13 protein-coding genes and 1 pseudogene are annotated in these 15,039 nt (G+C 62.4%); 7 read left to right on the top strand and 7 right to left on the bottom strand.

Going from position 1 to position 15,039, the window contains the following annotated elements; translation table 11 throughout:
• The first annotated feature begins 82 nt into the window (after positions 1–82).
• From ACI3KW_RS12410 to purU, 3 genes are all read left to right on the top strand, one after another.
• On the top strand, positions 83–1,045 hold the full coding sequence (locus ACI3KW_RS12410; protein WP_262171201.1) for an ABC transporter permease subunit: 963 nt from the start codon (positions 83–85) through the stop codon (positions 1,043–1,045).
• Complete coding sequence (locus tag ACI3KW_RS12405) at positions 1,045–1,854, top strand: ABC transporter permease subunit (protein WP_113119943.1); 810 nt, start codon at positions 1,045–1,047, stop codon at positions 1,852–1,854. Before ACI3KW_RS12410 ends, ACI3KW_RS12405 begins: the two co-directional genes overlap by 1 nt.
• Before the next feature lie 310 nt (positions 1,855–2,164).
• Positions 2,165–3,019 (top strand): formyltetrahydrofolate deformylase, encoded by an 855-nt coding sequence (gene purU, locus ACI3KW_RS12400; RefSeq protein ID WP_404848334.1) that lies wholly within the window; start codon positions 2,165–2,167, stop codon positions 3,017–3,019.
• Between the two features lie 240 nt (positions 3,020–3,259).
• Here purU and ACI3KW_RS12395 read toward each other — a convergent pair whose 3' ends face one another.
• The gene (locus ACI3KW_RS12395; RefSeq protein ID WP_035097167.1) at positions 3,260–3,688 is read right to left on the bottom strand and encodes an Rrf2 family transcriptional regulator; all 429 of its coding nucleotides are present in this window, start codon (positions 3,686–3,688) and stop codon (positions 3,260–3,262) included.
• A 758-nt stretch (positions 3,689–4,446) separates the two neighbouring features.
• Positions 4,447–6,231 (bottom strand): annotated as a pseudogene (locus ACI3KW_RS12390) (cation:proton antiporter); the annotation flags it as partial.
• A 196-nt stretch (positions 6,232–6,427) separates the two neighbouring features.
• On the opposite strand from ACI3KW_RS12390, the gene ACI3KW_RS12385 reads away from it, so the two are divergent.
• Positions 6,428–6,760, top strand: coding sequence for a hypothetical protein (locus tag ACI3KW_RS12385; RefSeq protein WP_404848333.1), 333 nt, complete (start codon positions 6,428–6,430; stop codon positions 6,758–6,760).
• A 67-nt stretch (positions 6,761–6,827) separates the two neighbouring features.
• Complete coding sequence (locus ACI3KW_RS12380) at positions 6,828–7,661, top strand: transglutaminase family protein (RefSeq protein WP_404848332.1); 834 nt, start codon at positions 6,828–6,830, stop codon at positions 7,659–7,661.
• A gap of 150 nt (positions 7,662–7,811) precedes the next feature.
• Here the strand turns inward: ACI3KW_RS12380 and ACI3KW_RS12375 are convergent, their stop codons facing one another.
• From ACI3KW_RS12375 to ACI3KW_RS12360, 4 genes are read right to left on the bottom strand one after another with little or no spacing between them, the layout of a single operon-like run.
• Positions 7,812–8,702 (bottom strand): transglutaminase N-terminal domain-containing protein, encoded by an 891-nt coding sequence (locus ACI3KW_RS12375; protein WP_404848331.1) that lies wholly within the window; start codon positions 8,700–8,702, stop codon positions 7,812–7,814.
• Entirely contained in the window at positions 8,699–9,787 is a 1,089-nt protein-coding gene (locus ACI3KW_RS12370; protein WP_404848330.1) for an ATP-dependent RecD-like DNA helicase, read from the bottom strand. Before ACI3KW_RS12370 ends, ACI3KW_RS12375 begins: the two co-directional genes overlap by 4 nt.
• The gene (locus ACI3KW_RS12365; RefSeq protein WP_404848329.1) at positions 9,787–10,470 is read right to left on the bottom strand and encodes a fumarylacetoacetate hydrolase family protein; all 684 of its coding nucleotides are present in this window, start codon (positions 10,468–10,470) and stop codon (positions 9,787–9,789) included. Before ACI3KW_RS12365 ends, ACI3KW_RS12370 begins: the two co-directional genes overlap by 1 nt.
• Positions 10,463–11,524 (bottom strand): aldo/keto reductase, encoded by a 1,062-nt coding sequence (locus ACI3KW_RS12360; protein WP_404848328.1) that lies wholly within the window; start codon positions 11,522–11,524, stop codon positions 10,463–10,465. The genes ACI3KW_RS12365 and ACI3KW_RS12360 overlap by 8 nt, the downstream gene beginning before the upstream one ends.
• A 152-nt stretch (positions 11,525–11,676) precedes the next feature.
• On the opposite strand from ACI3KW_RS12360, the gene ACI3KW_RS12355 reads away from it, so the two are divergent.
• Positions 11,677–12,051, top strand: coding sequence for a YciI family protein (locus tag ACI3KW_RS12355; RefSeq protein WP_404848327.1), 375 nt, complete (start codon positions 11,677–11,679; stop codon positions 12,049–12,051).
• 82 nt (positions 12,052–12,133) lie between these two features.
• Complete coding sequence (locus ACI3KW_RS12350; RefSeq protein WP_404848326.1) at positions 12,134–12,532, top strand: VOC family protein; 399 nt, start codon at positions 12,134–12,136, stop codon at positions 12,530–12,532.
• 218 nt (positions 12,533–12,750) lie between these two features.
• Here ACI3KW_RS12350 and ACI3KW_RS12345 read toward each other — a convergent pair whose 3' ends face one another.
• Positions 12,751–15,024, bottom strand: a complete 2,274-nt coding sequence (locus tag ACI3KW_RS12345) for an NADP-dependent malic enzyme (protein ID WP_404848325.1) — start codon at positions 15,022–15,024, stop codon at positions 12,751–12,753.
• Positions 15,025–15,039: the final 15 nt, after the last annotated feature.

Genomic DNA, 15,039 nt, shown 5'->3' with positions numbered 1-15,039 from the left:
GTCTGGGCCTCCCTCCCCTCAAGGGGGAGGGAGGCCCAGACGACTTTGCTCCGTGCAACCTCGCCGAACGGGATGCAGCGCCATGTCTAGCTTCGACACCGATTCCCCGCCGCCACCGCGCCGCCGTCCCTGGACGCTGTTCGAGCGCGGGCTGAAAGCCATTGGCCTGTCCGGCCGCGCGCTGGTCATTGCCGCGCCCGCCATCTGGCTCACCGTGTTTTTCCTCGTGCCGCTGCTGGTCGTGTTCGGCATTTCGCTCTCGGTCAAGCAATTCGGCCGCCCGCCCTACACGCCCTTGCTCACCACCGACGAAGGCACGGTGCAACTCACGCTGCACCTCTCCAATTACCTGCGCCTCTTCACCGACAATCTCTATGTCGCGGCCTATCTCAGCTCGATCAAGATCGCCTTCATCTCGACCGTGATTACCCTCCTGATCGGCTACCCCATGGCCTATGCCATCGCCCGCGCCCCCGATCGCTGGCGCAATATCCTGCTCATGCTGGTCATCCTGCCGTTCTGGACCTCGTTCCTGCTGCGCGTCTACGCGCTGACCGGCTTCATGCGCGGCAACGGCGTGATCAACAATTTCCTGGGCCTGTTCGGCATCCCGCCCGTGGTGATGATGCAGACCGATTTCGCCGTCTATGTCGGCATCGTCTACACCTATCTGCCCTTCATGATCCTGCCGCTCTATACCAATTTGGTGAAGCTCGACGGCGCCCTGCTCGAGGCTTCGGCGGATCTGGGCGCACGGCCCGTCCGCACCTTCTTGTCCATCACCCTGCCCCTTTCCATGCCCGGCATCATTGCCGGCTCCATGCTGGTCTTCATCCCCGCCATCGGCGAATTCGTCATCCCCTCGCTGCTCGGCGGACCCAGCACATTGATGATCGGCCGGGTGCTGTGGGACGAGTTCTTTGCCAATACCAATTGGCCCCGCGCGGCAGCCGTCGCCATCGCCATGCTGGTCGTGGTCGTCATCCCCATCATGCTGCTGCAAAAGGCGCAGGATGCGGTGCAAGACAATGAGAGGAACAAATAATGCGTCGCGGCTGGTTCCTGCCCATCACGGCAACGCTCGGCTTTGCCTTCCTCTATGCGCCCATCATGTCGCTGGTGGTCTTCTCGTTCAACGAAAGCAAGCTCGTCACCGTCTGGGGCGGCTTCTCCACCAAATGGTATGGCGAGCTGTTTGCCGATCCGCAAATGCTCGGCGCCGCATGGCTCAGCCTGCAGATTGCCTTTTTCAGCGCCTCCATCGCCCTGGTATTGGGCACGCTGGCCGCCGTCGCCCTAGTGCGCTTCCGCAAATTCCGTGGCCGCACCGTGCTGGCCGGCACCGTCTCGGCGCCGCTGGTCATGCCCGATGTGATCACCGGCCTTGCCCTGCTACTGCTCTTTGTCGCCATGGAAGGCACTTTGGGTTGGCCGGCCGGGCGCGGCATCGTCACCATCATCATCGCCCATTCCACCTTCTGCATGGCCTATGTCTGCGTCGTGGTGCAGTCGCGCCTTGCCGATTTCGATCTCAGCCTTGAGGAAGCCGCCATGGATCTGGGCGCGACCCCGGTCCGGGTCTTCTTCGACATCACCCTGCCCATCATTGCCCCCGCTCTGGTCTCGGGCTGGCTGCTAGCCTTCACCCTTTCGCTGGACGATCTGGTCATTGCCAGCTTCGTTTCCGGCCCCGGCTCTTCCACCCTGCCCATGGTGATCTTCTCTAAGGTCAAGCTGGGCGTCTCGCCCGACGTCAACGCCTTGGCCACCATCATCATCGGCATCGTCGCCCTGGGCGTCTTCGCCGCCACCCTGCTGCAATTGCGCGCCCGCCCCAAAAAGGCGCGGGCGTAACGGCCAGAAACGCTTCGCCTCGACAAAATTGTGATCGACTGGACAGATCGAAAAAATCTGTCATGCTGGTGTGATGTTCAACCAACGTGAAGGAGGTGATCCAGTGTCGATTGAGATTAAGGTTCTCGAAGCAGGTCTTGGATTTTCGGTGCAAACTTGCGAGGTAAGCCTCGGCTAGCACCCTCCTTCAAGGCACTTGAGGCCTATAAACTCAGGAAGGGCCGTCCGTTTCGGGCGGCCCTTTTTATTGCCGACTTGACGGAGCGGCCCAAGCCATTGATACCGCTGGCAAGATAATTTCGAGGCTTCCATGACCACGGCCAATTTCGTCCTGACCCTGTCCTGCGCCGATCGCCCCGGCATCGTCGCCGCCGTCACCACCGAGCTGGCCGCGCTCAATGCCAATATCGCCGAATCCAATCAGTTCTGGGATCGCGAAACCGACCGCTTCTTCATGCGCCTGGCCTTCACCGCCCCCCAGGGCGTCACCAGCCAGACCATCGAACGCGCCCTGAAGTCGCCCATCGAGCGCTTCTCGATGAAGACCGCTCTGGTCGACGAAGCTCGCAAGAAGCGCATCGTCATCATGGTCAGTAAATTCGATCACACCCTGCGCCATTTGCTCTACCAGATCCAGGTCGGCTGGCTCGATGCCGAAGTCGCCGCCATTGTCTCCAATCACGACACCACTCAAAAACTGGCCGAAGCGGAAAATATCCCCTTCCACCTGCTGCCCGTCACCGCCGCCACCAAGGCCGCCCAGGAAGAGCAGGTGCTTGGCGTGATCAAGCAATCGGGCGCCGATCTCGTGGTTCTCGCCCGCTATATGCAGGTGCTGTCGGACAATCTATCCACCCGCCTGTTCGGCCAGGTGATCAATATCCATCATTCGTTCCTGCCCAGCTTCAAGGGCGCCAAGCCCTATCACCAGGCCCATGAGCGCGGCGTCAAAATCATCGGCGCCACCGCCCATTACGTGACGCCGGACCTCGACGAAGGCCCGATCATCGAGCAGGAAACCGCCCGCGTCACCCACGCCATGAGCCCCGACGATCTCGTCGCCGCCGGCCGCGACATCGAAAGCCGCGTCCTCGCCCGCGCCGTCAAACTACATCTGGAAAACCGCGTCATGCTGAACGGCAAGAAGACGGTAGTGTTCGGCTAGGCACGCCGCCGGGCCATTCCTGGAATACTCCACCTTCGCCGGGCTGACATTAAGGGCTTGGGTTACACCTTCCTTTGTCACAACCACCGCGTCTCCCTCGGGCTTGACCCGAGGGCCACTGGCCGCTTGCGCCGGGCCGATAGAGGCCCTCGGGTCAAGCCCGAGGGAGGCGATTGTGGAGTGGCGTGATCGGGGGAAGTCCCAGCCGCCGCAGGATAGCGAGAGGCCCCTCGCCAAATCCTAAACCGGCAAATCCTCCAGCCGCAGCGAATCCGCCAGCGTCGTCTCATCGAGCACGGCCCGCGTCGCCAGCGTCACCCGCTCGAACACATGGCGGATTTCGCACGAAGCCTCGTCCCGGCAATCCTCGCATTTGCGATAGGCGATCTTGGAGAGGCATGGCAGCGGCGCAATCGGCCCATCGATCAGCCGCAACACCTCGCCAAACCGGATCTCCTCAGGCGCCCGCAGCAGCTCATAGCCCCCCGTCCGCCCGCGCCGGCTGGCGACATAACCAGCCCGCTTGAGCTCCAAAAGAATCTGCTCCAGAAACTTCTTGGGGATCGCCTGCGCCTTCGAGATTTCGCCAATCATCATGGTTTCGCCCCGGCCGGCCCGGGCCAGCGACACCAGGGCCCGCAAGGCATACTTGGCTTTCTGCGAAATCATCGTCCCAACTGCCCCCAGCGCGTGATCACCGCACTCTGCCAATCCTGACCTATGCGCGCAATCATGCCCAAAGCAAACACCTAGCCCTTGGGTTCCGGCGTCACGGGCGGAACGGTTCCAGGCTTTTCTGTCTCGTCGGCTTCATCCGCCTCGTCGGCAACCTCAACAGCTTCGGCCCCCTCAGCCTCGGCGTCAGCATCCTCGGCATCCTGTTCCTCTGGATCACCTGCCTCTGCGTCGGCAACAGCCTCATCCGACCCATCAAGATCAGCGACAGCCTCCTCCACCTCGGCCTGCTCGTCGGCTACTTCCGCCTCTGCCTCTTCCACCTCGGCAGTCACATCCGCATCGGCCTCCGAAGCTTCCGCCTCAGGCGTCACCACGCTCACCGGCGGCACGATCTCATCGATCGCCGCCGGCGCCTCGCCAACGGCTGGCGTGCTCGCTACGCTTTCCAGATCAGCCGCCGGAATTTCGGCCCCTTCACCGTCCTCCCGCTCTGGCGGTGGCAGGATAATGACATCGGCAGCGGAAACAGCCTCCGCCTCGTCAACCGTTTCCGGCTCCGGCACCTCCGCCACAACAGGCGCATCCACCACCTCGACCGGCGCCGCCTCGGTTGCCACAATAACGGCAGCAGGCGTCGCCACAGCCTTGGCCAACAGATTCTCGACCGGCGGCAATTTGGGCTCCACCGGTTCCGGCTCCGGCACCACGCCTGCAGGCCCATCCTCGCGCCGTTCGCCGCGCAGCCAGGCCAGCATGCCAATGCCGATTTCGCGCTCGCCACGAATGACGATATCGGCGCCCAGCCCGCGCAGATGCACGTCTTCCTCTTCGGAATAGGCCCGCGTGATGATGCGAATGCCCGGATTGAGCTTGCGCCCGGATTCGCAGACCGTCCCGGCCTCGAACCCATTGGAGATGGCGATCAGCAGCGTCTTGGCAGCCTCGAGATTGGCGAGCTTCAGCACGGCTGAACTCGCCGCATTGCCGAACACCACTTCAAGCCCTGCCGCCCGCGCCGCCGCCACGTCATGGTCGGAATCCTCGATCACCACCAATGGCGAACCAGCGGCCTTGAGCCCCTCGGCCACCACGCGGCCGACCTGCCCATAGCCCACCAGCACCGTATGATCGATCTGGTTGGACGCGTCAGGCACATCGTCATCGGCGCCCGGCGCACCGCGATCGACTGCCGCTTCGCTTGGTGCATCGCTGGTGATAGGCCCTTCGGCCGCATCCACCCGATCGGTCGGCTCGATCCGCACGCCATCGCGCTCGAATTGCTCGGCCTTGCGCTGCGCCATCCTCGCTTCCAGCCGCGGCCGCACCAGATCGATTGCCCAGAACACTAGCGGATTGAGCACGATGGAAATCAGCGCCCCGGCCAGGATCAGGTCCTGGCCTTCCGGCGGCAGAATGGCCAGCGACACGCCCATGCTGGCCAGGATGAAGGAAAATTCGCCGATCTGCGCCAGCGAAGCCGAAATGGTCAGCGCCGTGGCCATGGGCCGGCGGAACAACAGCACAATGCCGAACGCCGCCAGCGACTTGCCGATAATAATGATGAACACCGTCGCCAGCACCGGCAGCGGATTGGTGATGATGATCGAGGGGTCGAACAGCATGCCGACCGATACGAAAAACAGCACGGCAAAAGCGTCGCGCAGCGGCAGGGTTTCCTGCGCCGCCCGATGGCTGAGCTCGCTTTCGGAGAGGATCATGCCGGCAAAGAACGCACCCAGCGCCAGCGACACGCCAAACAACACGGCCGAGCCCAAAGCCACGCCCAGGGCAATGGCCAGCACCGCCAGCCGGAACAATTCGCGGCTGCCGGTATGGGCCGTGGCATGCAGCGCCCAGGGAATGAGCCGCCGGCCCACGATCAGCATGAAGCCCACGAAAGCCGCGACCTTGATGACGGTCAGCCCCAGTACGCCCCAGATGCCGACCGAGCCGCCGATAATGCGCTCGACAAAGGACACGAAGGGGTCATGCACGCCGCTGTCGGCGCCGTTCAGGCTCGCAATAGCCGGGATCAGCACCAGCGCCAGCACCATGGCGAGGTCTTCCACGATCAACCAGCCAACCGCGATCCGCCCGCGCTCGGTCTCGATCAATCGCCGGTCCTGCAAGGCCTTGAGCAGCACCACGGTGGAGGCCACCGACAACGCCAGCCCGAACAACAGACCCGCGCCAATGCCCCAGCCCAAGAGCGTCGCCAGCCCTAGTCCCAAGAGCGTTGCGAGGGCGATCTGCGCCAGCGCCCCGGGAATAGCCAGCGCCCGCACGCTCATCAAATCCTTGAGCGAAAAGTGCAGACCCACCCCGAACATCAGGAGGATCACCCCCAGTTCGGCCAGCTCCGCCCCTAGCGCCTGATCGGCGACGAAACCGGGCGTATTGGGCCCCACCAGCACGCCGGCAAACAGATACCCCACCAGCGGCGGCAGCCGGAACCGGTTGGCAATCATGCCGAAGATGAAGGCAAGCACGAGACCCGCGACGATCGTGGTGATCAGGGGGGTGTCGTGATGCATTCAGCGCCTCCGCAGGTCTTGTGAGCTATCGCGAAATCTCTACGGCGAAGATGGGGTATCGGGCCGCCTTGTGCAAGCGCGGCTCCAGCCAAAATTGGCTAGCAATTGGACCAACTTGGACGAAAGACTTCACACCGGCCAATGCAGTGGGCTAAGTTTGGCTTTGTTATGGCGCATTGGCGCCACGCGAGGGACCATGCCGGACACTGCGCTACCGCCTGTGCTGCAAGCCTTCCACGCCGCCATCAATGCGGGCGACACCGACGCCTTCATTGCCCTCTTCCCTGCCGATGGCACGGTGGAGGATTGGGGTCGGCGCTTTTCCGGCCACCAGGCCATCCTGAATTGGAGCGCCAAGGAACTGATCGGCGCCAAGGGCACTCTCACCTATGGCGAGGTGATCGAAACCGCCAATGGCCGCATCTCGCTCAATACCCACTGGACCAGCTCCTTCTTCACCGGCGACAGCGTCTTCACCTTCGTGCTAGGGGACGATCAGATCCGCGAACTCAAGATCAGCGCCGGTTGAACGGAACCAGGCTGCTATCATCGGGTTGTCGCAACAAGGCGGTAGATCGCCCGCAACGGGGTGAGCCATGAAATTTTCCGTCGGATGCGACATCGGCTACGAGATCATCGAGCCGGCGACCCTGATTTTCAACATCGAGGCCATTGCCGGCGGCCGGCAGCGCATCCTGGGCGAAACGCTGACCATCACGCCCAACCTGCCGGCCGATGAAAAAACCGCCACCGAAACCGGCAATCGCTATCTCCGCCTCACCGCCCAGCCGGGCCAGCTACGTCTGCGCTACACCGCCGAGATCGAGCTGGACGCCCTGCACAACCCGCCGGGCATGATCGAGGAAGTACCGGTCGCCCGCCTGCCGCTCGATACCCTGCCCTATCTCAATCCATCCCGCTATTGCCCCTCCGACCAATTGGCGCGCTTTGCCAATCGCCAGTTCGGCGGCATCGCGCCCGGCTTTGGCCGCGTCACCGAAATCTGCAACTGGATCAATGCCGAGGTCGACTATCTCAGCGGCACCAGCGATACCACGACCACCGCCGCCGATACTTTTGCCCTAAGGGCCGGCGTCTGCCGCGACTTCGCCCATCTGGGCATCACCTTCTGCCGCGCCCTGGGCATCCCGGCGCGTTTCGTCTCCTGCTACGCCTGGCAATTGCACCCGCAGGATTTCCACGCCGTATTCGAAGCCTATCTGGGCGACCGCTGGTATCTGTTCGACGCCACCCGCATGGCCGCGCTCGACGGCATGGTCCGCATCGGCTGCGGCCGCGATGCCGCCGACACCGCCTTCGCCACCATTTACGGCGCCGTCAATCCGCTCCCCATCGAAGTCTGGAGCAATGCCGATGGCGACACGGCCGAGGAATGGACTACGGACGCCGTGAGTGTCGCGCGTAGCTAGTTCTAGGCACTAGGCCATTCGCAAGTCAGCTCAGGCTGAGCCGAAAGCGGCGGTTTTCGAGAACCGGAGCGGAGCGTACTTTGGTACGTGAGCACCGGAAGCGCAGAAAATTGCCACTTGCAGGCCAGCATCAGCTGACTGGCGATTGGCCTAGCCCATCGAGTCCTGTGGCGACGTTACGCGGTCCACCGCGACCTCAACATCCATGCCGAGATAATCATCCTTGCGGCCAATGAACGTACCGGCAATCGGAATCGCCTGCTGCGGCTCCCGCGCCACCCCAACGCGGATCAGGTCACGCGTGCCGATAATGCCATTGGTGGGATCGAACTCGACCCATCCCGCGCCCGGCAGATAAATCTGGCACCAGGCATGCGTCGCCCCACCGCCACGATGATCGCCATCGCGCGCCGGAGAATAGAGATATCCCGTCACAAACCGGGCGGCAAAGCCCAGCGAACGCGCCGCCTCGATCATCAGCAACGCAAAATCCCGGCACGTGCCCTGGCGTTTCGACAGCGTCACAGCCGGGCGCTGCGTGCCCGGATCGGGCCGGCGGAGATATTTGAAACTCTCCTTGATCGAATAGGTCATGGTCATCAACAAATGCCCGGTATCGGTCTTACCCTGCGCACCGACAAAGCGCCGCGCCCAGGCATCGACCTCTCCCTCATCGGGATATTGCCGCCGCATATTGGGCGCCAGATCGATGCTATCCACAGCGCCATAATCGAAGGGATAGGTCTTGGCCCGCACCTCGATCTCGAAATTGGGCGTCAGCTCCGGCGTATGATCGAGCACCATGCCGGCCACAATCCGCAATTGCTCGGCGGGCTCGGCAAACTCGGCAATCGCAATGCCATTGCCGAACACATCGTGGATCCAGCGGATCGCCGAGGGCTCCGGGAATATCTTGAGGCTGAACGAATCCAGCGTCTGTTCCATGCTGTCGCGCGGCCGCACCAGCATGCGATGCTCGCCGAACCGCACCGGCCGGACATAGCGATAGACCGTCTCGTGCCGCACCGTGAGCAGCGTCACGAGACGACCGTGATCTTTTCGGCGGCGCGGGTAATGCCGGTATAGAGCCAACGCGCCCGCTCTTCGCGGAACACGAAGCTCTCATCGAACAGATAGACATTGTCCCATTGGCTGCCCTGCGCCTTGTGCACGGTCAGGCAATAGCCAAAGGTGAACTCGTCATATTGCCGCCGCTCGGGCCAGCTCATGGCGTCTTCCTCGCCCGAGAAAAACGCCTTGTGGGTCAAAACCTTGGCTTCGCCCTTGCCCTCATCGGCCCCCAGCAGCAGCGAATATTTGCCATTGGCCTTGCGGCTGACATCGGTGACGATCCAGATCTGCCCATTGAGCAGGCGCTTGCGCGCGTTGTTGCGCAGGCACACCATGCGGTCGCCCACCACCGGCTCGTGAAACGGCAGGCCGCGCAGCTCGCGCAACCGGTCATTATATTGCAGGCGCGTCTTGTTGCGGCCCACCAGCACCTGGTCGGCCTCCAGCACCGCATCGCGATCGACATCCTCGCGGGCGACCACCAGAGATTCGCCATAGCGCCCGCGCTCGATATAGCCGCCCTCGCGCACCTGCATCGAGAGCGCAATGATCGGATTATCCGCCGCCTGGCGGTGGATTTCAGTCAGCATGATATCGGGCTCGTCGGCGGTGAAAAACCCCGCGCCCTGCACCGGCGGCAATTGGAACGGATCGCCCAACACCAGAACCTTGGTGCCAAACGAGAGCAGGTCGCGCCCCAATTGCTCGTCCACCATGGAGACTTCGTCGATGACGATGAGGTCCGCATCGGCCGCCGGGGATTCATCGTCGAGCACGAAGCGCGGCTCGCCTTCCTTCTCGCTGACCAGCGTATAGATCAGGCTATGGATGGTCTGGGCGCCCTTGCAGCCGCGCTTGCGCATGACCAAAGCCGCCTTGCCGGTAAAGGCGGCATATTTGACTGTTTTGACGTCCTGCGCCAGATGCACGGCCAGCGTCGATTTGCCCGTACCGGCCCAGCCGAACAGGCGGAACACCTGCGGGCCGTCGCGCTCCTTAAGCCAATTGGACACCGCGACCAGCGCCGCATCCTGCTGGGGCGACCAGACCGGCATCAGACGATGCTGGTCCGTACATGGCCCACGCCCTCGATGGCGCCTTCCAGCACGTCGCCCTTGACCACGGCGCCAACGCCCGACGGCGTGCCGGTCATGATCAGGTCGCCGGGCTTGAGCGTCACAAAGCCGCTGAGATAGGCAATGGCTTCGCTGACATTCCAGATCTGCTCGGAGAGATCGCCCTTCTGGCGCACCGTGCCATTGACCGACAGCGTGATGGCGCCCGTGTCGGGATGCCCGATTTCGCTGGCCGGCTCGATCGTGCCGATGGGCGCCGAATGATCGAACGCCTTGGCCATTTCCCACGGCCGCCCGCTCTTTTTGGCCACGGCCTGGATATCGCGCCGCGTCATGTCGAGCCCGGCGGCATAGCCATAGACATGGGCCAGCGCCTGCTCCACCGGAATGTCAGCGCCTTCCTTGCCGATGGCGACGACCAGCTCGATCTCGTGATGGAAATCGTCGGTCTGCGGCGGATAGGGAATGGCCGCCCCACCCACCACGACCGCATCGGCCGGCTTGGCGAAAAAGAACGGCGGCTCGCGCTCGTCATTGCCCATTTCGCGGATGTGCTCGACATAATTGCGGCCCACGCAATAGATGCGCCGCACGGCAAACAGCCCGCCCCGGGCAATGGGAATGGTCACAGGCGCATAAGGCTCAAACAGGAAATCAGCCACGTTTGAAATCTTCCACATAGGTTGAGAGCAGGTCCTGGTCGGCCGGACCAAGCCGGTCATTGGCAGTAAACGTCTGGTGCCAATAGGGATAGAGCAGCGGCGGCCGGCTGACCGCATCGAGTTTTTGCCGTTCTTCGGCGCTGAGCTTCAAATCAGCCGCCGCCAGATTATCCTTGAACTGCGCTTCGCTGCGCCCGCCAATGATCACCGACGTCACCCCCGGCCGCCCCAAAGCCCAGGCCAAAGCCACCTGCGCACCGGACACGCCCCGTTCGTCGGCAATCGCCACGATCACATCGACAATATCATAAAGCTTGTCCCAATCGGGCACTGGCGGCTCACGCGAGCCCCCGACATGGCGGCCACTCTCCGGCCCACCATCGCGGCGATATTTGCCACTCAGCAAGCCACCGGCCAGCGGCGACCAGATCAGAATGCCCAGCCCTTGGTCCTGACTGATCGGCACCAGCTCATATTCAGCTTCGCGCGAATGCAGCGTGTAGTGGATTTGCTGGGAGATGAAGCGCTGGCCGTGATTTTTGTCGGCCGCCGCCAGCGCCTTCATGATATGCCAGCCCGAATAATTCGAGCAGCCGATATAGCGCACCTTGCCCTGTTTCACGAGTGTATCGAGCGCTTCCATCGTCTCTTCGATGGGCGTCATTCCGTCCCATTCATGCACCTGATAGAGATCGATCACATCGGTCTTGAGGCGTTTCAGGCTCGCCTCGGCCTGCGCCACGATATGGTGCCGGCTCAGCCCCACATCATTGGGCCCATCGCCCATGCGGAAGCGCACCTTGGTGGCAACCAAAGCCTTTTGCCGGCGACCATTTTCGCTGAGCGCCACCCCGATCATCTCCTCGGAGACTCCGGCATTATAGACATTGGCGGTGTCGAGCAGGTTGATGCCGTGATCAAGGCACAGATCGATCTGCCGCGTCGCCTCGGACTGTGGCGTATGCCCCACCTTTTCCGAGCCGCCAAAGGTCATCGTGCCCATGGTGAGCGTCGAAACCTTGAGACCCGAGCGGCCGAGATAGCGATAATCCATGATCACCCTCCTGCGGAAACGTCCGTAAGGGCTAGAGTGCAATCAGAGTCGGGTCAATGCGCACCCGCGCCTTCGGAGCCAGCAAAAAGAACTGGAGCATGCCTCGATTTTGGGCATAGTCGCACACCGTGCTGTCGAGGAGGGCCAGATCGATGCTCTATGCCGTGCTGTGTTACAATGACGAAAACGCCATCGCCACCTGGAGCAAGGAGGAGGACGATGCCTGCATGGTTCGCCTGGCCCAGGTCGAAGACGCCATGAAAGCCCGGGGCAAGCTCGGTCCCGTCGCCCGCCTCAAGCCCACCAGCGCCGCCACCACCCTGCGTAAGACCTCGGGCGAACCGTTCGTCATCGATGGTCCTTTTGCCGAAACCAAGGAACAGTTCCTCGGCTTCTTCGTTGCCGATTGCGACACGCTCGACGAAGCTATCACTTTCGCCAGGGACCTGGCGCAGGCCAATCCCGGCATGGGCGCCTATGAAATCCGCCCACTCGCCGTCTTCAAACCCAGCCAGATCGGCGGCTGATCCGATATTTCTAACCAGACCGGTCTGATTGGCCACCGCCCGCTCGTCGTGCTTGCATCAACCCATTTGCGAGGAGCCCAACATGACCGACACACCAGCCAGCAGCGGCCTGATCCCCTATATCAATGTCGATGGCGTCGCCGACGCCATCGCCTTCTACCAAAAAGCCTTCGGCGCCATCGAGCATAGCCGCAATCCGGCCAGCAGCGACGATGCCCGCATCATGCATGCCCATATCGAAATCAACGGCGCGCCGCTGTTCCTGTCCGATTTCTTCCCAGAACACGGCTTCCCCATCGTCGCGCCCCAGGGCTTCAATCTGCATCTGCAGGTCGAGGACGCCCAGCACTGGTTCGACCGTGCCGTCGCCGCCGGCGCCAATGTCATCCTGCCGCTGCAAGAGCAATTCTGGGGCGACACCTATGGCCAGCTCAAGGACCCCTATGGCGTCACCTGGGCCGTGGGCCAGTCCAAGGCGTAACCGATCCTGTAGAATACCCGGTGGATCCCACCGGGTCATTTCCTTACCCACGATGTCATTCCCGCGAAAGCGGGAACCTCCGTTTTACGATGTATGGATGGGAAACAGAGGTTCCCGCTTTCGCGGGAATGACACTGTGGGTGGTAAGCCATTTTGGGCAAAACCCATCGGCGCTGTCGCCTCCCCTCAAGGGGGAGGGGACAGCATCGCGGCTCCCTCTAAGCATTCACCCCCAGTGCCTCGGTCGCCGCAATCGCGGCCATATTGACCACGCCACGGCTGGTCACCGACGGCGCCAGAATATGCGCCGGTTGCTTGGTGCCCATCAGGATCGGCCCCACCGGCAGCGCATTGTTGAGCTCCTTGAGCAGTGTCATGGAGAGGTTTGCCGATTCAAGGTTCGGGAAGATCAACAGGTTCGCTTCCCCCTTCAGCACCGAATTGGGCACATAGCGGTCGCGCAATTCGGCATTGATCGCCAGATCGCCCTGCATTTCGCCATCGACGACGAGATCAGGCGCGACCTCTTGCAGCCGCTCGAACACCACCCGCATCTTTTCCGAGGTCGCCCCATCGCGCGAACCGAAATTGGAATAGCTCAGCAACGCCGCCCGCGCCTCGATATTGAAGCGCTTCAAATGATCCCGCGCCTGCAGCGTGATCGCCACGATTTCCTCGGCGCTGGGATCGATATTCACATAGGTATCGGCGAGGAAAAACACGCCCCGGCTCATGATCAACATGGAAAGCGCCGAGAGCTGCGAGCTGTATGGCGCCAGCCCGATCACCGATTGAATATCGCGCGCATGCTTGATGAACCTTCCCTGCAAGCCGCAGATCAAGGCATCTGCCTCGCCCCGCCGCACCGCCAGCGCGCCGATCACCGTCGTATTGGTGCGCACAATGGTTTTGGCCGTGTCCGGGGTCACGCCCTTGCGGCCGGTAATGTCGTGGAATAGCGCCACATAGTCGCGATAGCGCGGATCATCCTCGGGATTGATCACATCGAAATCGCGCCCCGCCTTCAGCGTCAGTCCGAAGCGCTCGATGCGCTGCTCGATCACCGAGGGCCGACCAATCAGGATGGAGCGGCCAATGCCGTCTTCCAGCATCACCTGCGTCGCCCGCAGCACGCGCTCATCCTCGCCATCGGCAAAGGCAATGCGCTTGCCCTCGCCCTGCGCCCGCTCAAGCATGGGCTTCATCACCATGCCGGAGCGGAACACGAAGCGGTTGAGGCTATCGCGATAGGCCGCAAAATCCGCGATCGGTCGCTGCGCCACCCCAGACTCCATCGCAGCCTTGGCCACCGCCGGCGCGATGCGCAGGATCAGCCGCTGATCGAACGGATTGGGAATGAGATAATCCGGCCCGAAGATCGCCGGCACGCCATGGGCACTCGCTTCCAGCCCCGGCTCATGCGCCAATTTGGCAATGGCATGCGCCGCCGCCGCCTTCATTTCCTCATTGATAACGGTCGCGCCGCAATCCAGCGCCCCCCGGAACAGGAAGGGGAAGCACAGCACATTATTGACCTGGTTGGGATAGTCGCTTCGACCAGTGCAGATCATCGCATCGGGCCGCGCTGCCCGCGCCAGTTCCGGCATGATTTCGGGGATGGGATTGCTCAGCGCCAGGATCAGCGGATTGGCCGCCATGTCCTTCATCATCTCGGGCTTGAGCGCCCCCGCCTTGGACAGCCCAACATAAATATCGGCGCCAGCCATCACTTCGCTCAGCTCGGTCTTGTCCGTATCCTGCGCAAACGCCCCGCGCCACCGGTCGACCGCATTGCCGCGCTTCTTGGTGACCAGCCCCTTGGAATCAGCGATCCAGATATTTTCGCGTTTCGCGCCCACTGCCACCAGCATATTCATGCAGGCAATGGCCGCAGCCCCCGCGCCGGACGTGGCGATCTTGACCTTGGCAATGTCCTTGCCCACCAGCCGCATCGCATTGATCACCGCCGCCGCCACGATGATCGCCGTGCCATGCTGGTCATCATGGAACACCGGAATATTCATGCGCTCGCGCAAAGCTTCCTCGATCTCGAAGCATTCCGGCGCCTTGATATCTTCCAGATTAATCCCGCCAAAGCTGGGCTCCAGCGGCGCCACGATCTCGATGAACCGCTTGGGGTCCTGCTCGTTGACCTCGATATCGATGGAATCGATGCCGGCGAACTTCTTGAACAGCACCGCCTTGCCTTCCATCACCGGCTTGCTCGCCAGCGCCCCGATATTGCCCAGCCCCAGCACCGCCGTGCCATTGGAGATGACGGCAACCAGATTCCCCTTGGCCGTATACTTGTAGGCCGCCTGCGGATCGGCCGCGATTTCCTCGCAGGGAATGGCCACGCCCGGCGAATAGGCCAGCGACAAATCGCGCGTATTGGCCAAGGGCTTGGTCGCCACGATTTCGAGTTTGCCCGGACGCGGAAACTCATGGAAATGCAGTGCGGCTTCGCGCAAGCTATTGGTATCGTTGGACATCGCGGTTGGTTCCTC

Origin of the sequence: Devosia sp. ZW T5_3, assembly GCF_044987315.1 — a bacterium.
Classification (GTDB): domain Bacteria; phylum Pseudomonadota; class Alphaproteobacteria; order Rhizobiales; family Devosiaceae; genus Devosia.
Note: the sequence above shows the minus strand (reverse complement) of the source record. Positions and strands in the feature narration are given on the sequence as shown.